Raw genomic sequence first — 15152 nt, 5'->3', positions numbered from 1 at the left:
ATTGGCAAGGAGACGCAAAAGGAAAAGTCGCCGTCGTCAAGAAGGACGGCGGATTCTGGAGCACGTGCCTCAATATAGCATCGAGAGCGGCGAAGAAAAACCTGTGACAGCAGCGAGAAGATTCATTCAAGCTGAAGGTATTTTGCCACCGGCGTTGCTACTCGTTAAGCGAAATGAACACACCACAGATCGTTATTTCTGGGCAGAAAAGGGGCTGTTTGGTGCTCAATACGTAGAGGAAAACCATTTCTTGTTTCCTAGCTTGAGGGTATTAGAACCTTCGCCAAGTCAAGAAACTCTTGCCTTAGCTAGTCGGTAAAGCATAGACGGCCATCTGACGGATTGGATGTGGCTCCTGACTATCATTAACTGGCAAAATTGCTAAGTTTATGCAAAATTTAATTTTTTTTTAGTTTGGAGCTGATTTGCTTTTTAAGGCTAATCTAGGTAGTTGGAAAATCAATTAGTCTCAAACCAAGCAAGATTGCATGGGTTGATACTAGTGTCATGATATAGAAGGGAGTGGGTATAGAGCCAAGCGCCTCCAAAAGCGCTAGTGAAGTTGCGCTCTAATGCCGTAAATTGTTAACCAAACTCTGTCAACAAATTTAAGTTAATGAATTTAAATTTTTCCCCACGACATAAGTTGTGGGGAAGATTGGCAAAGTGGAAGTCTTGATTTCCTCCTTCCTACTTTTCATTATCTAAAGATTAGATCGGGTCAGAAGTCTGCATATCACATTTAAAAAAAAACAACAATTATTCACCAGCCTTAAGCTGTAGCGTCCTCTGTAACTCGCTGAGTTCATCTCGATGGGCAACTACAGTTATCTTGCTTGAGGAGGTTTGTTCGCTCTTAGTTGTTTCTACTTTGAGTGATACCTTCTCAAGTCTTCCAGATTTTTTCCAATAAAATAGACCACTTAAAGGCGACAGCAGTACCAGAGCCAGAACAAAGGTACTGAGGTTAGGAAAAAGCAAGTATACGACTAGCGATAGACAAACAATCCCAGTCGCTGCCAGCATGGTTAAAAATATAGCTAAGAACCAACTGGGGCGAACATTACCTTCAAAAGTCACTTTATTTTGTTCTCGGTCTAGCGCTGCCACTCGGTAAGACCGGGAGCGAAAATACTCTTTTAATTGAGACATTAAAGCAGCTTCATCTTGCTCGGATACCAGTTGCACTGTTTGTATGCGGTCTTTAGTCGAGGCACGAATAAAGAAAAACAGCCCAACCGATAACAACAAGGTTAGCAGGAACGTAGATGGCAGAATAGCAGTATCCATAACTTATTGTTAGTGTTCGACTGGAGGAGACCTATCCATTATCAATTATTCGTTACTTTGTCCTCCTGTTGATGTAGTTAAGCCATTGAACAGCTAAATCCTGCGCTTTAACTTGCCATTCTGGAGAAATTTTGTACATCCGTCTGGGTCGTCCTCGTCCTTCCAGTTTCTTCCAATATCCAGTGATTGCCTTTTCGTCTTCCAGAAATTTGATTGCACTATAAAGTACGGTATCCGAAAGCCGATAGGTTGGATATTCAGTTTCTAATTGCTCAATCAACTCGGTTCCGTAGGATTCACCTTGTAATAAAACAGACAGTATGTAACAAACTGCTACTTCCTGACAAAGGTAAGTTGGCGGAGGACTCTCAAAAAATTGATATATATCCTCTATTTTCATGGTTAGTGAATGGCTAAAAAAATGCCTTAGGGTGAGGTCTACAATCCTTGTAGTCAGTATACAGTGCTACTGCTAAGTGAGTAATATATATAATGCTACTTAGACTAGATATCTATTGCGTAAACACAAAATGATTACCCACGTCTGTGAAGTTGTGGGACGAGTTTGCGAGTTTTAGGGATACAGGAAATTTCTCCTTACCCAAGCTCGATACAGTGTGGTGAGGAGTGAACAGAGAGTGGCAAAGTTACTTAGTTTGGTCAGATTAGGGCAAGTGCCAAGCCCCCACCTAAAGGCGTGGGTTTTCTGACTGTCTTGGTGTTAAGTGATGCCGAGCTAGTTAGAACTGCTTAAGCAATAAAATGCCATCGAAGAAATTTTACAGGTAAAATGCAATTTTGTCTGTAAAACTTAATAAACACTTTGTTTTACAGTGATTTTCCCCATGCAAATCCGAAAAACTTAAGCTAAGGGATATGTCGGGTTTAAAGCTGCTATGGTGGCGAACATACTTAAGTAGTAAGCATTACTGATTTGCTGGACAAGAGGATCTCTTGTCCTATTTGATAAATGTGATAGTAAATTTATCAAATAGGATGCAAAGACTAGAGACGCAAAGTGCGATACCTCTAAATAAAGTTCTCCATATCCGTATATCTTTGTATCCTTTGAAAGCGTCCCCAGCACATTAGCGATCATTATGTCAAAGACTCCCGATGCTCCATCATCTTCATCTTCTTTGCGGGCAATTGCCCAAACCTTTCGCCTTACAGGTTGGATTAGCTTCTGGATTCAGCTAGTATTAGGCGTTGTTTCTAGCATAATTGTGTTGCTGTTCGCCGTCTTTAATCAAAGAACTGGTAGTTCTAGTAATAATCCTGGGACTGGCTTTGGCGTATTTTTAGCAATTTGTGGACTGGTTGTTTTGGGTGGAGGTATTTATTTAGCTTACCGTTACACTAGAATTGGCAAGCAATTGGAATCGTCTAATGCCAGCAACCGCCCTCGGAAAAGCGAGACTGTGCAAGTATTACGCTTAGGGCTGTGGGTGAATTTAGGGGGAACGCTGGTGACTCTTTTGGGGGCGCAGGCGATCGTTGGTACACTGGTAGCAAGATCGATATCTCCCCAAGCGATAACTACGCAATTTTTTGACCCTACCCGCATTATTAGCGGTCTAGATATGCTTGTGGTACAGGCAAATACCAACACTGTATCAGCCCATTTTGCAGGGGTTATAGCGTCACTTTGGCTACTCAATCGTATTAACCGACCTTAGTAGACGATAAGAATGTTGCCCCAGCAAACCAAAATTACTATATGCTAAATGCTTAATGTGTTAACTGTATTGATAGGAAGATTTTAGGCTAAAAACTGAGAAAAATCTGTGCTGGATATCAAGCAAATACGGGAAAATCCGCAATTAGTTCAAGAAAGATTGAATAGTCGTAGTGGTAAATACGACATTGAACCGATTCTACAGTTAGATCGGCAACAACGAGAACTAGAGGGGACGCGCAGTCAACTTCAAGCTCGGAGCAACGAAGTCGGTAAAATTGTCGGGCAAAAGATTAAATCTGGGATCAATCCTCAAGACCCAGAAATTCAAGCTTTGCGCGATGAAGGTAACTCTGTCAAGGCGACATTGAGTCAACTGGAACCCCAGGAAAAAGACCTCAAAGCTCAAATCGCTCAACTTGTGTTGGCGCTTCCCAATTTACCAAGCGACTCTACACCCCTTGGGAAAAATGAGGAAGATAATGTAGAAGTGCGCCGTTGGGGTGATGAGTATATTCCCCAAAATCCGAATATTCTCCCTCACTGGGAAATAGGCGAAAAGCTAGGTATTCTCAATGTTGAACGGGCTGTAAAAGTTGCCCAAAGTCGCTTTGTGGCTTTGGTGGGTGCTGGTGCAGCATTGGAGAGAGCATTGATTCAATTTATGCTCACTCTCCATACTCAAGCTGGATATGTGGAAGTCAGTCCGCCGTTGTTAGTTAATACCGAGTCTTTGACGGCGACCGGTCAGTTACCCAAGTTTGCTGAAGAAAGCTTTAAATGCGCTGATGATGATTTGTGGTTGATTCCGACTGCGGAAGTTCCGGTTACAAATCTCTACCGGGGTGAAATTCTCGCTGCTGAAGATTTGCCTATTTACCACTGCGCTTTTACTCCCTGTTTTCGCCGCGAAGCTGGTAGTTATGGACGCGATATGCGGGGATTAATTCGCCTGCATCAGTTTAACAAGGTGGAAATGGTGAAATTTGTCGAACCCAGTACGTCTTTTGATGAACTGGAAAAATTGGTGGGGAGTGCAGAAGGAATTTTACAAGCGTTGAAGTTGCCCTATAGAGTAGTAAATTTAAGTACTGGTGATTTAGGATTTGCCTCTACCAAAACTTATGATTTAGAGGTTTGGTTGCCCTCTTCTGGCAAATACCGCGAAATTTCTAGCTGTTCCAATACTATAGATTTCCAGGCGCGACGGGCTGATATTCGCTTCAAAGAGGCGGGTAAAAAAGGTACTCAGTTCGTACATACCCTGAATGGTTCGGGTTTGGCAGTTGGACGGACTATGGCAGCAATTTTGGAAAATTATCAGCAGCCTGATGGGACGGTGAGGATACCAGAAGCGCTGCAACCTTATTTGGGACGTGAAGTATTGTGATTTGTCATTGGTCATTGGTCATTTGTCATTTACCAATGCCCAATGCCCCATTGCCAATGCCCAATTAGAATAGAGATAACTATAGCTTAATATTTTCACTAATTTACTCTATGTCAGTTTTAGCAGCGATCGCAGTCTTGGCTGTTTTAATCTTGGTACACGAGTTGGGACATTTTGTTGCAGCCCGTTCTCAAGGCATTCTCGTTAACCGTTTTTCTTTGGGTTTTGGCCCAGTTCTTTTGAAGTACCAAGGTTCACAAACCGAATATGCTGTTCGCGCCTTTCCCTTGGGTGGCTTTGTCGGCTTTCCCGATGATGACCCCGATAGCGATGTTCCACCCAATGACCCAAATCTGCTGCGTAACCGTCCAGTTTTAGACCGGGCGATTGTCATCAGTGCCGGTGTGATTGCAAATTTAATATTTGCCTACTTGGTGTTGGTTCTGCAATTGGGTATCGTCGGCATTCCCAAGGAATTAAACTATCAAGCTGGTGTCATTGTCCAGCCTGTTAATCAAGAATCTGTTGCCTATCAAGCAGGGATTCGGGAAGGTGATATTATTCTGGCTGTTAACGGTCAAGAACTCCCAGCTTCTGACAAATCAACTCCTTTGCTGACTAAAGAAATTCAAACTCATCCCAATCAGCAAATCGAACTGAAAATTCTGCGTGAAAACCAACAACAATCCATCAAATTAACGCCAAAACTGGGAGCCGATGGCAAAGGTTTAGTTGGGGTGGCACTTAGTCCAAATGCTACCGCAGTTTATCGCCGTCCTAATAGTCCTTTTGAAATTTTTGGTCTTGCTGCTAATAGATTTCAACAATTATTTGTTGGGACACTAAGTGGTTTTGGTCAGTTAATTACCAACTTTCAACAAACTGCTGGGCAAGTTTCTGGGCCAGTTAATATTGTCAAAATTGGTGCAAAATTAGCTGAGGACAATGCTGTAAATCTGTTGTCTTTTGCGGCAATTATCAGCATTAACTTGGCTATTATCAACATTTTGCCTTTACCAGCCTTGGATGGCGGACAATTGGCTTTTCTGCTGATTGAAGGTTTGCGTGGTAAGCCTGTACCGGCTCGGATTCAAGAAGGTGTAATGCAAACAGGTTTGGTGTTACTCTTAGGCTTAGGAATTTTTCTGATCGTCAAAGAAACTACTCAATTAACTAGCCAATTGGAGTGGGTACAAAAATTATTCCAGTGAGTACTACCCGCAAATCGTTATCTAAGAAGAAGCGATCGCTAGAAATTTTAACTCGTTTGAAGCGTCTTTATCCAGATGCTACTTGCTCTTTGAACTACTCAACGCCAGTACAATTGCTGGTGGCAACTATTCTCTCGGCTCAGTGTACTGATGAGCGAGTGAATAAAGTTACACCAGCTTTGTTTGGTAGGTTTCCTGATGCTGCGAGTTTAGCGATCGCTGACTTGGTAGAATTAGAAAGCTTGGTGCGCTCTACAGGGTTTTATCGCAATAAAGCTAAAAACATTCAAGCCGCCTGTCGGATGATTGTTAACGAGTTTGACTCTGTTGTGCCAAATCAAATGGAACAGTTGTTAAAGCTTCCAGGTGTGGCGCGGAAGACAGCAAATGTAGTCTTGGGTCATGGTTATGGCATTAATGCTGGCGTGACAGTAGATACTCACGTCAAGCGCCTGTCCCAACGTTTGGGTTTAACTGAAGCAAAAGACCCCGTTCGGATTGAGCAAGATTTAATAGGTTTATTGCCGCAACCTGATTGGGAAAATTGGTCAATTCGACTGATTTATCACGGTCGTGCTATTTGTAAAGCTCGCTCTCCCGTTTGTGTTGCGTGTGAGCTTGCCGATTTATGCCCTACTGCGAATAAGCCGGTGGTTGTAGGGTAAACGACACAAGTAACCCCAGAATTGATGGAGAAACTGTAGAATGGAGAACGGTGTCTTTAAAGAAGTTAGAGAATAATGGCAAAGAAGAGCATGATTGAGCGCGAGAAAAAGCGCACCAGGTTAATAGAAAAGTATGCTGACAAGCGAGAAGCCCTTTTGGATGAGTTCAGAAGTGCAGCATCTCCTTTGGAGAAGTTGGAAATTCACCGCAAGATTCAACAGCTACCCCGCAATAGTGCGCCCACCCGCCACCGCAATCGTTGCTGGTTGACTGGTCGTTCTAGAGGTGTTTACCGCGATTTTGGGTTGTCTCGGAACGTGCTGCGAGAATGGGCGCATGAAGGTCTATTGCCTGGAGTTGTTAAGTCTAGCTGGTAGTCAAGAGTCATTAGTCATTAGTCATTAGTCATTGGTAAAGAACAAATGACAAAGGACAAATGACAAATGACAAAATATTATTGACCGCAACACTTATCAATTCCCAGACTTTCTAAGAGTAGATCGCTGACGGCGTTGGCGATCGCAAACTCTCCATAAAAGCTATGGGAAAAATCATAGGACTGCATCTCTGTGACAATAGCAATTACCAGAGAACCAAGGTCGTTTTCTCCTTCCATCCGTTGACGCACAAAAATCTGTGCGGCTCGTTGGGCAATATTTTGGTTTACCGCTTCGGGGATAAATTCAGTATCTAGCCACCGTTGTAAACGCTCTCGTAACCATTCACCTTCAAGTAAGGGATTTTCGGGCGGTGGTAAGGTAATGGGTGGAATTGGTTGAGTCATCTTTATTTATCTTAAACGCAGAGGGACGCGGAGGGAAACGCAGAGGAACGCTGAGGTTGAGTGATAACATCAAATTGCGTTTCTAAGAGTGTTTTTTTATATTTATTTATGCAATATGATATCGCCGCTATTGTTGATGGTTATGCACAAGGCTATTTTCTCATGGCTGATGAGCGCGATCGCCTGAGTTGGTACGGAAGTCGCGATCGGACTTTTATTCCTTTGGATGAACGGTTTCACTACCCCAAGTCTTTGCAGCGTGTCTTGAATCAAGAGCGGTTTACTGTGGCGATTAATCGAGACTTTCAAGCTGTGGTGGCTGGTTGTGCTGACAGAGAGACAACTTGGATTTCACCGGAATTGCAAAAGATTTACTGGCAACTTTACCAGAGTGGTTATGCTTTTAGTTTTGAAACTTGGCAAGGTGACGAATTAGCTGGGGGAATTTTAGGAATTGTCATTGGCGGTGCTTTCATTGGCGAATCGATGTTTTACCGCATTCCCGAAGGTTCAAAGGTGGCGATGGTTAAGTTGGTGGAAAGGTTGCGCCAAAGGGAATTTGTATTTTTCGATGCCCAAATGATGAATCCGCATTTGGAGAGGTTTGGGGCTTATCGGGTTGAGGATGAAGAATATCAAGGTCTACTTAAGCAAGCGTTGCAACGTGCTTGTAATTTAGTATAAATAATTACAATATTCTTAATATTGAAGAAGTGATTTGATTGATGATTTCTATTTTCTTAATGTAGACATTTAGCCTTGTCACGCCACTACGTATATTTCAAAAATAAAATACTAGTCCTATCGTTCAATATTTGTATCATTCTATAGGTAGTAGAAATAACAATTTTACAAAGTTATTATTCAGCCTGTTAATGCCTGAAAACGTGTATGCACCCTGGAATAATACCCAGGGTTTTTTTCATAAAAACGAGAACATCCCAATTCGGCAAAAATATACGGAACTGACGCAAAAACCCTTTTAAATCCTCTTACCTTTGTGTTCTTTGTGTCCTTTGCGGTTCGTTTTTTATCCTCCGGGATAAGTCAAAATTCCTTATCAATTACATCGGATCAACACACTAACCTGCGATCGCCTATTTTTTAAGATATAAGTTTGAAAATACACCCTAGTACCAAATGCCCAATATTGATTTCACTCAAAAGTTGCAAGGTTTAATGCAACGGGTAGATATTTCTAGTTTTAAAGCGCTCAGTCGTGCTGCTGGTGTCTCAGAGTATCAAATTTTGCGGTTACGACAAGGAAAACTAGAGCAGATGCGGGTAGAAGTACTGCTTAAGCTTTCCTTAATATTACAGATGCCATTGAGTGAATTAGTCGTAACTTTTTCAACCGGAGAGTTGTTACAGGATAAAACAGCCTCAATTCAGGAATTATTGCAAGAAATTGCAGATTTAAAAAAAGAGTACCAGCGATCGCAACTTCAACTAGAACAGCAGCGAGAGATATTAGTACAAGAATTCCAGCAGTCAACTTTACAATTGCTGGAGTCTTTGTTACTGCAATGGCCAACAGCAGCACAGAAAGCGCAGGAGAATCCACAGCTAGCAGCAGTGAAAATAGTCCCGTTGGTGCAGAAACCCCTAGAAAAACTTTTACAGTCGTGGGGAGTAGAAGCGATCGCACCTGTGGGAGCAGAATTACCTTACGATCCCCAACTGCACCAGTTAATGGAGGGAACTTCACAATCTGGTGAAACAGTCAAGGTGCGCTACACTGGCTACCTTCAAGGTGAGAAGCTGCTTCACAGGGCCAAAGTTAGTCCTGTTTGAAAGATTTAGGAGTCAGGAGTTATAAATTTATAACTCTTTACTTTTTGTGTTGGATGTTGAGAAATTATAAATATTGGGAATACTAGAGTAGCAGAGGCGATCGCCTCAGAGAACTTTCTGGTAGAGCCTTAGTGTATTGAGATGGTAGTCCAGAGGTAAATTCTTTCAATTATGTAAGTAATTGGACATAAATAAAAAAATATTTGCGAAATAATCTGAAAAGCAGTAACTTCAGCTTGTAGATCGGTATATCCCTAAATCAATGAGATATAGGTAAGTCGGCTTTAAAAAATAAACCTATGTAAAGAGACTCAAATCATGGAACAGCTTAATAATCGGTTATCCTAACCTTTTTACAAATCTAAAGATACATATCTTTTTCGTGCTGACTTACTTAATTTTTTATTTACAATGGGATTTTTAGTACTAGAAAAACTATATTTAATCAAGCTAAATATTTTTTTTAATTATATAAAAAAGATATCAAATTATTTATAATTATTCTTTATCCATCCAGATTAATTGTCAATACTTACTCTATCTTGAATCTGATTTTTTATTTTACAAGCATTTTTAAATGTTCTATGATGGGTATATAATAGCGAAATCAGACAATCATTTACAAAAATCAGTGTGACATAATTATGAGAGAACAAGTAAAAGTTATTAAGCTCAACGGTAATTTAAACGCCACAACTTCACAAGAATTTCGACAAAACATCACTGATATTTTAGAAGGTGGTGCAAGGATTGTGTTAGTTGATTTTAAAGATGTAACATTTATGGATAGTTCCGGTTTAGGAGCTTTAGTATTAGCTTTTAAAACCTTGCGTGCGGCAGATACTAAGCTTGTTCTTTGCTCAATTAACGAGCAAGTTAGAATATTATTTGAACTGACTAATATGGATAAAGTATTTGAAATCTTTCCTAACCAAGACGCATTTAATCAGGTCTTAGTCTCCAATATGTAATTAATCAAACTTAAGTTGCAAAATAGATAAATCATCATCAAAAGCATCTTTGGAGTTCAAAGCGATTAAATAACTCAGTACACGATCGAGTTGGCAATCAATGGGATGTTGTAAGCTGACAAGTAACTGAATAAAAGCGTCCAAACTCCAAAGAGTGCCATCTAATTTAGTGATTTCATAAGCGCCATCACTAAAAATGTAAAGACTACTGAATTCTTCAATATTACAAAATTCATCAACATATTTTGCTTCTGGAAACATCCCAACTGGCATACCGGGGGTTTTCAAGAGTTTAACTTCAGATTTTCTGGGCGATGCACCAGTTACTAAAACTGCTGGTGGATGGCCAGCACTAGCATAAACTAAATGACGGTTAATTCGGTTGTAAACTCCGTACCAAATCGTAAAGTATTTGTCATTTTGATAATTCATCTGAAAAGTATCATTCAAAGCCTTTAATACATCACTAGGTTGATAGTAATTCAGACTTTTGAGCGCACGAGAACGCAGTAGATTCAGCACTGAAACTGAGGGAAGAGTCGCTTTAAGTCCATGTCCGGCAGTATCGAGTAAGTAAATTGCCAGATAATCATCATCAAGCCAATAGTAATCGAAACAGTCGCCGCCAAGTTGTCGTGAGGGAATGAATCGGAAATTTATATTGAAGGGTTCAGTCATCGAAAGAGGTAGCAGCGATCGCACATATTCTGCTGCTTCTGACATTTCTGATTCTAAAAGTAACTTTTGAGCTTGCAAATCTCTACTCAATTGATGGAGGCGTAATCCTGCTCTTACCCGTGCTTGTAATTCATTATGCTCGATAGGTTTGGAAATAAAATCATCAGCACCAGCATCTAGACCTTTGACGCAATCGGCAACGGAATCTAAGGATGTTAATAAAATAAAGAATGTGGTGAAAAATTTGGGATCTTCCTTAATCCGGTGACAGACTTCCAAACCTGTCAATCCTGGCATGATCCAATCACAAATAATTAGTGCTGGACGGCAAGCTATCGCTTTTTCTATTCCTTCCTCGCCACTACTAGCAGTAACTACTTCATAGCCCTGTTTTTCTAACATCCTTTTTAGGAGGATTTTTATAGAATAATCATCATCAATTACTAGTATTTGAAACATATAAAATTGTAGTAAACACTCATTAATAGTTTTCTAAATAGAAAATAAAAATATATGTTGGCAATTAGTTAGTAATATCAATAAAAATATCTTACTAACTCATTTATATTTCACCGTCGAATTCATGACTTATTAATGTCATAAAATATTATGGCGGTGCAAGAGGATTTACCCATAAGAGAATGGAACTTTTTAGCTGATTCAAGTCGCGGTATGCTTCTTGCTTGAACCATTGCCCTAATGCGTCAAAGGGGGTGAAAGATGTTCCAGTTTGCCATTTAATATCTTGACCTAGAGGTGTTGTGTGATTTCCTGGTAAGGTTTGTGCTGTCACCATTTCATCAAAACGTTCTTGTAAGATTTTGGTTAAAGCTGCTGATTGATCGATGGTGTCATTACTAAATTTTATTAATAAATTGCGCCGAACATTGTAACGCTCTTGGACAAGCTTGTTGGTTTCCAAGGGTGAGGGGGTAAACTCGATTGCAAAAGTAGAATTGAACTGTTCTACTAGGGGGATAGCTTCTTTAGCGGCGTAGTTGTTGAAGGATATTAAAATATTGCCTGCACGTTCTACTTTAAAAAGGCTACCAATCAGCAAGTGAAGTTTACAGCCCATACTGTGTCCAAGACCATAGACGGGGAAGTAAAGCTTGCGTAATGCCCCAGAATCATGTAAGCGTTCGAGGGTGCGGTCAAAGTTTAACAGCACAGATTTGGCGATCGCAGTATGATCCAATGTGTTGACGAAAGGCGTAGCAATTACAACATAGCCTTTACTTGCTAGTTGTTCGAGTAACCAGCGATAAGTGATGTGTGGTGCAGTGGCGACAAATGCACCTCCTAAAAAATGGATGATACCGATGGGATTTCGGGGAATGATTACCCAATTACCTCTGATTTCTTTCCAGTCCATGCCGATAAGCGATCGCTTGAGGAATATTCTTTATGTTAGACCGGGGATCGCAACCGTGGGAAGGATTAGGCAAAAAGCCATTGAGGATGTCTAACATGTCGGTTGGAACCGAACCCATTCAACAGCGTCTTATGGACTTATAGAGAGCATCTACGCCTTCTCAAATTCACTTCTTTATGCACGTTGCCCTGAGTATTGGTTTTAACCCTGAGTCTGTAATCTTTTCATCTCGTCTTGTACATCTAATGCAATTTGTAACGCTTCATTGAGTAATCTTCCATGCTCAGTAGCCTGTTCATTTACTTGCATGGCTGTTAAAGTTGCTAAATTATTGACGAATAGTTCTGTATTACTAAGGATAAAACTCTTATTTTCTCTCAAAATCCTTTCTGTCTTCAAAGCGCGAACTAAATCAGCTTTTGTTAGTTGAAGCGCCGCGAGAACACTCTCTCTTTCCTTTATAAGCACTTCTGGATTCCCAGCTTCTTCTATTTGATCGTTGATATCTATTGCTCTAATAACAGTATTATATCTGTCAACATCATTTAACAGAATTCTCAGAGAACTTGTCATATTTAATCTGACAATTTTACTTCTGCTTCTCCATATTAAATATAAGATAGTTTGCGTCACACCGCCAACCCAAACACCTAAGATAATTAGTAATATCCAGGATGGAACCTCTATCCATGATACAAATATTTTTAGAAATATATCAAACAAAAGATAGCTAAAAACAAATGTAGCAAACCCAATAAAAATTACAGTTGCGCCTTCCGAACTTTGAATTTTCTTGATGTATATTTTCGCTAACTTTTGAAGAGCATTTGTAATGATTAAAAGTCGATCGTTAACAGGTAAATTAGTTAGTTTTTGCAGTTCATCCTGACTAATTTCCAAGCCCTGTAAATCATCCCGCACAGCTTTTTAATCCTTGCCAGAATAGTTATTTAATCTAATATAGCAATCAAATTTCTGGAATGCTGGCTTTTTGTCTAAACTTTTTAAGCCAGTTAAGACTTCTAGCGAGCTAAGGATTTTTTGTACAATATGATACTCTTTTGCCAAGATAACTATTTATACAATAAGAGTAATCAGAACAAAATACATCAATTGGCTGTAAATGCAATTAAATGGCAAAAATAAATATAAGGGACTGATGTAAAAACCCTTTTCAATGCTCTTCCCTTTGTGTCCTTTGTGGTTCGTTTTTCATCCTTCCGGGTAAGTCACAATCCTGTATATAAATTAAACTTGCACATTTGGGATGCTTCCTGGTAAACAACTATTAGTAACTATTAATAAAAAAACCGCAAAAACGGATTTTTTTGTTTAGTTATAAATAATTTTGTCTCACTAGCCATATTAATCGGCTTTTTAAGAAGATTGTTTCTGTTTTGAAACACTACGCTGAGGATTTAAAAATGGGGGAATAGGACAGTCTAGAGTCATGGCGATCGCTCTGAGCAAATCTGCTTCTGACTGTGTAACTTTATTGTCTAATAGTACCGTATGAGCGCAAGCATCTACAATAGCTTGCTTGAGTTTGGGACTAGCAAGGCGGAGGCGTTCAATACTTTTCTTAAGTTCAGTGAAATTACAGGTTGGTGGCGTGTCTGGTTTTTCTTGTTCTCCAGCTTTAGGAAGTCGAAAAACTCCAGAACGAAAAGCATAGGCAATGTCTTCCGTGCAAGCATCAGGCTGAGAGTGTCCAACGCGGGCAATTACAGATAGTACTAATAGACAATCTGGCCAAATTTGTTCTATGGAGGTAAATTCTACTGTTGTAGTAGATGTAGAATTTATACTAGGTTGGAGACGATGCCACAGTATTAACTGCAACACAAAAGACCACAGTGATAAACTTCCAGTGGCTACAACTAAACCGTGGACGCATTTACACAACCTTTGGCATTCTTTGGCAGAATTTTGGCGCAATATGGGTACTGCCAAATCTACAAGTGGCAAGCGAATTTTAGGATCTAACTGGCTAATTTCGCTACTCAATTCCAAGGTTTTATCTACCAACTCAGGCGGCTGCACCTCGCGTAACCAAGCAATTTGACGTTTTTGGATCTCGATATTTTCAGAATCTAATGCTAGGGCAAAAGCGATCGCCATTGCACTTTGCTGCTCCCGCACGCCCAAGCCCAGGGATTCTGGTAACTGCGATAACAGCGCTTGAGCATGGGAAAAATGCTCTGGGGTAACGCTTCCTACCTGGTTGACTACCTGTTCTGGCGTGGCGCTGGAACCACCAGCAAAGCCCATTGTTAGAGATTCCTGGGAGGGGGAACGCATTTGATTGCGAGATGGCATTGCTGCCAAATTGCTGACGTTTAAATCCCCAACGCGGCGAATACGTTCTGTTAGGGGCGGGTGGGTAGAAAACATATTTTCCCAGAAAGAAGGGTTGAGGGCATTGCCAAAAAACATGTGGCTAGCAGCTTCTGCTGCGGGCGAAATCAACCGTGAATCCATCTGTTGGAGCTTTTGAAAGACTCCGGTAAGTCCGTTTGGGTTGCGGGTGAACTGTACAGCTGAAGCATCAGCGAGAAATTCGCGTTGGCGAGAGACGGCGGCTTTAATCAGTCGCCCGCAGAGTAATCCGATACCGCCAATTGCCATCAGTGCTAAACCAAAAGCCCACAGGGGCAAACCCTTATCTTCTTTTCCTAAGCGGAAATCACCGCGAATTCGCCATAGCAATTCCCCGGTTAAGTAAATGAACAAAATCCCATGCAGGAGTCCCACTAAACGCAAATTTAGCCGCATATCTCCAGCAATTCTCATTTTAAGATTTCATTACATAAAAACCCTTGTTATGCAAGGGTTTAATAATTCTTAATAATTTCATTGATCGCTCAAATGACGCAAACTGGTTTCAAAATGAGAATTGCTGGCATATCTCCATTAAGGATGTGACTGAATTCGTGGCCAATGACTCCTTGTAGCTCATCTCGGCTCAAGTGTTGCAAAGTTCCACGGGTGACTCCAATTACAGCATCATTGGGGGTAAATCCGGCAGCAAAGGCATTAATGCTGGTTTCTCTTTCAAGGAGATAAACTTGTGGGACAGAGATACCAGAAGCGATCGCCATTTCCTCGACAATATTTAATAGTTGTTGCCCTTGTTCATCTGCCATATCTGGCAGTAAAAGCCTTCCCCCCAACTCTTGGGCAATTACACTTCCGCCTTGACGGAGACAGGCAATTTTATATAAGAGAACTCCACAGAAAAAATGATCCAATAGCTATGCCGATTTAGCAAAAATTTCCACAAACCATTTTTTGAGATGAGGAAGACGGTGAATT

Annotated in this window: 18 protein-coding genes; 9 read left to right on the top strand and 9 right to left on the bottom strand. The window is 40.7% G+C overall.

Going from position 1 to position 15152, the window contains the following annotated elements; genetic code table 11:
- The first annotated feature begins 1 nt into the window (after position 1).
- Positions 2–319: a DUF3155 domain-containing protein gene (locus V7K55_RS09945; RefSeq protein ID WP_094329017.1), complete on the top strand. Its 318-nt coding sequence runs from the start codon at positions 2–4 to the stop codon at positions 317–319.
- 440 nt (positions 320–759) lie between these two features.
- Here the strand turns inward: V7K55_RS09945 and V7K55_RS09940 are convergent, their stop codons facing one another.
- Both V7K55_RS09940 and V7K55_RS09935 read right to left on the bottom strand, forming a co-directional pair.
- Positions 760–1290, bottom strand: coding sequence for a cofactor assembly of complex C subunit B (locus V7K55_RS09940; protein WP_094344864.1), 531 nt, complete (start codon positions 1288–1290; stop codon positions 760–762).
- Positions 1291–1342: 52 nt separating this feature from the next.
- Entirely contained in the window at positions 1343–1690 is a 348-nt protein-coding gene (locus V7K55_RS09935) for a PadR family transcriptional regulator (protein ID WP_334830676.1), read from the bottom strand.
- Positions 1691–2390: 700 nt separating this feature from the next.
- On the opposite strand from V7K55_RS09935, the gene V7K55_RS09930 reads away from it, so the two are divergent.
- The 5 genes from V7K55_RS09930 to rpsN all read left to right on the top strand — a co-directional run bounded on the left by V7K55_RS09930 (position 2391) and on the right by rpsN (position 6612).
- Positions 2391–2969: a DUF3611 family protein gene (locus V7K55_RS09930; RefSeq protein WP_334830674.1), complete on the top strand. Its 579-nt coding sequence runs from the start codon at positions 2391–2393 to the stop codon at positions 2967–2969.
- 108 nt (positions 2970–3077) lie between these two features.
- Positions 3078–4358 (top strand): serine--tRNA ligase, encoded by a 1281-nt coding sequence (serS, locus tag V7K55_RS09925; protein ID WP_334830672.1) that lies wholly within the window; start codon positions 3078–3080, stop codon positions 4356–4358.
- Positions 4359–4468: 110 nt separating this feature from the next.
- Positions 4469–5569: an RIP metalloprotease RseP gene (gene rseP, locus V7K55_RS09920; protein ID WP_334830670.1), complete on the top strand. Its 1101-nt coding sequence runs from the start codon at positions 4469–4471 to the stop codon at positions 5567–5569.
- Positions 5545–6234, top strand: coding sequence for an endonuclease III (gene nth, locus V7K55_RS09915; RefSeq protein WP_334830668.1), 690 nt, complete (start codon positions 5545–5547; stop codon positions 6232–6234). Before rseP ends, nth begins: the two co-directional genes overlap by 25 nt.
- 75 nt (positions 6235–6309) lie before the next feature.
- Entirely contained in the window at positions 6310–6612 is a 303-nt protein-coding gene (rpsN, locus tag V7K55_RS09910) for a 30S ribosomal protein S14 (protein WP_094328988.1), read from the top strand.
- A 77-nt stretch (positions 6613–6689) separates the two neighbouring features.
- On the opposite strand, the gene V7K55_RS09905 is transcribed toward rpsN, so the two are convergent.
- Positions 6690–7019, bottom strand: a complete 330-nt coding sequence (locus tag V7K55_RS09905; protein ID WP_094328987.1) for a hypothetical protein — start codon at positions 7017–7019, stop codon at positions 6690–6692.
- A 108-nt stretch (positions 7020–7127) separates the two neighbouring features.
- On the opposite strand from V7K55_RS09905, the gene aat reads away from it, so the two are divergent.
- The 3 genes from aat to V7K55_RS09890 all read left to right on the top strand — a co-directional run bounded on the left by aat (position 7128) and on the right by V7K55_RS09890 (position 9784).
- Positions 7128–7703, top strand: a complete 576-nt coding sequence (gene aat, locus V7K55_RS09900; protein ID WP_334830665.1) for a leucyl/phenylalanyl-tRNA--protein transferase — start codon at positions 7128–7130, stop codon at positions 7701–7703.
- A gap of 456 nt (positions 7704–8159) precedes the next feature.
- On the top strand, positions 8160–8813 hold the full coding sequence (grpE, locus tag V7K55_RS09895; protein ID WP_334830663.1) for a nucleotide exchange factor GrpE: 654 nt from the start codon (positions 8160–8162) through the stop codon (positions 8811–8813).
- A 644-nt stretch (positions 8814–9457) separates the two neighbouring features.
- Positions 9458–9784, top strand: coding sequence for an STAS domain-containing protein (locus tag V7K55_RS09890; RefSeq protein WP_334830661.1), 327 nt, complete (start codon positions 9458–9460; stop codon positions 9782–9784).
- Here V7K55_RS09890 and V7K55_RS09885 read toward each other — a convergent pair whose 3' ends face one another.
- From V7K55_RS09885 to V7K55_RS09860, 6 genes are all read right to left on the bottom strand, one after another.
- Positions 9785–10921, bottom strand: a complete 1137-nt coding sequence (locus V7K55_RS09885) for a SpoIIE family protein phosphatase (protein WP_334830659.1) — start codon at positions 10919–10921, stop codon at positions 9785–9787.
- Between the two features lie 148 nt (positions 10922–11069).
- The gene (locus tag V7K55_RS09880; protein ID WP_334830657.1) at positions 11070–11837 is read right to left on the bottom strand and encodes a DUF1350 family protein; all 768 of its coding nucleotides are present in this window, start codon (positions 11835–11837) and stop codon (positions 11070–11072) included.
- A complete protein-coding gene (locus V7K55_RS09875; RefSeq protein WP_181154277.1) occupies positions 11812–11955 on the bottom strand; it encodes a hypothetical protein in 144 nt (47 codons plus the stop codon). The genes V7K55_RS09880 and V7K55_RS09875 overlap by 26 nt, the downstream gene beginning before the upstream one ends.
- A gap of 83 nt (positions 11956–12038) precedes the next feature.
- Positions 12039–12758 carry a hypothetical protein gene (locus tag V7K55_RS09870; RefSeq protein ID WP_334830655.1) on the bottom strand — a complete coding sequence of 240 codons (720 nt, stop codon included), beginning with the start codon at positions 12756–12758 and terminating at the stop codon, positions 12039–12041.
- Positions 12759–13214: 456 nt separating this feature from the next.
- On the bottom strand, positions 13215–14630 hold the full coding sequence (locus V7K55_RS09865; protein WP_334830653.1) for a M48 family metalloprotease: 1416 nt from the start codon (positions 14628–14630) through the stop codon (positions 13215–13217).
- Positions 14631–14701: 71 nt separating this feature from the next.
- Entirely contained in the window at positions 14702–15088 is a 387-nt protein-coding gene (locus V7K55_RS09860; protein WP_334830651.1) for a M48 family metalloprotease, read from the bottom strand.
- Positions 15089–15152: the final 64 nt, after the last annotated feature.

Origin of the sequence: Nostoc sp., assembly GCF_036919895.1 — a bacterium.
In the GTDB taxonomy this organism is placed as follows: Bacteria; Cyanobacteriota; Cyanobacteriia; order Cyanobacteriales; family Nostocaceae; genus Nostoc.
This window is presented reverse-complemented; position numbering and strand designations above follow the sequence as displayed.

Excerpts from the sequence above, each read along its gene's own strand:
- V7K55_RS09940 (WP_094344864.1), bottom strand. The coding sequence starts at position 1,290 with ATGGATACTGCTATTCTGCCATCTACGTTCCTGCTAACCTTGTTGTTA.
- V7K55_RS09935 (WP_334830676.1), bottom strand. The coding sequence starts at position 1,690 with ATGAAAATAGAGGATATATATCAATTTTTTGAGAGTCCTCCGCCAACT.
- V7K55_RS09930 (WP_334830674.1), top strand. The coding sequence starts at position 2,391 with ATGTCAAAGACTCCCGATGCTCCATCATCTTCATCTTCTTTGCGGGCA.
- rseP (WP_334830670.1), top strand. The coding sequence starts at position 4,469 with ATGTCAGTTTTAGCAGCGATCGCAGTCTTGGCTGTTTTAATCTTGGTA.
- rpsN (WP_094328988.1), top strand. The coding sequence starts at position 6,310 with ATGGCAAAGAAGAGCATGATTGAGCGCGAGAAAAAGCGCACCAGGTTA.
- V7K55_RS09905 (WP_094328987.1), bottom strand. The coding sequence starts at position 7,019 with ATGACTCAACCAATTCCACCCATTACCTTACCACCGCCCGAAAATCCC.
- aat (WP_334830665.1), top strand. The coding sequence starts at position 7,128 with ATGCAATATGATATCGCCGCTATTGTTGATGGTTATGCACAAGGCTAT.
- grpE (WP_334830663.1), top strand. The coding sequence starts at position 8,160 with ATGCCCAATATTGATTTCACTCAAAAGTTGCAAGGTTTAATGCAACGG.
- V7K55_RS09890 (WP_334830661.1), top strand. The coding sequence starts at position 9,458 with ATGAGAGAACAAGTAAAAGTTATTAAGCTCAACGGTAATTTAAACGCC.
- V7K55_RS09885 (WP_334830659.1), bottom strand. The coding sequence starts at position 10,921 with ATGTTTCAAATACTAGTAATTGATGATGATTATTCTATAAAAATCCTC.
- V7K55_RS09880 (WP_334830657.1), bottom strand. The coding sequence starts at position 11,837 with ATGGACTGGAAAGAAATCAGAGGTAATTGGGTAATCATTCCCCGAAAT.
- V7K55_RS09875 (WP_181154277.1), bottom strand. The coding sequence starts at position 11,955 with ATGGGTTCGGTTCCAACCGACATGTTAGACATCCTCAATGGCTTTTTG.
- V7K55_RS09865 (WP_334830653.1), bottom strand. The coding sequence starts at position 14,630 with ATGAGAATTGCTGGAGATATGCGGCTAAATTTGCGTTTAGTGGGACTC.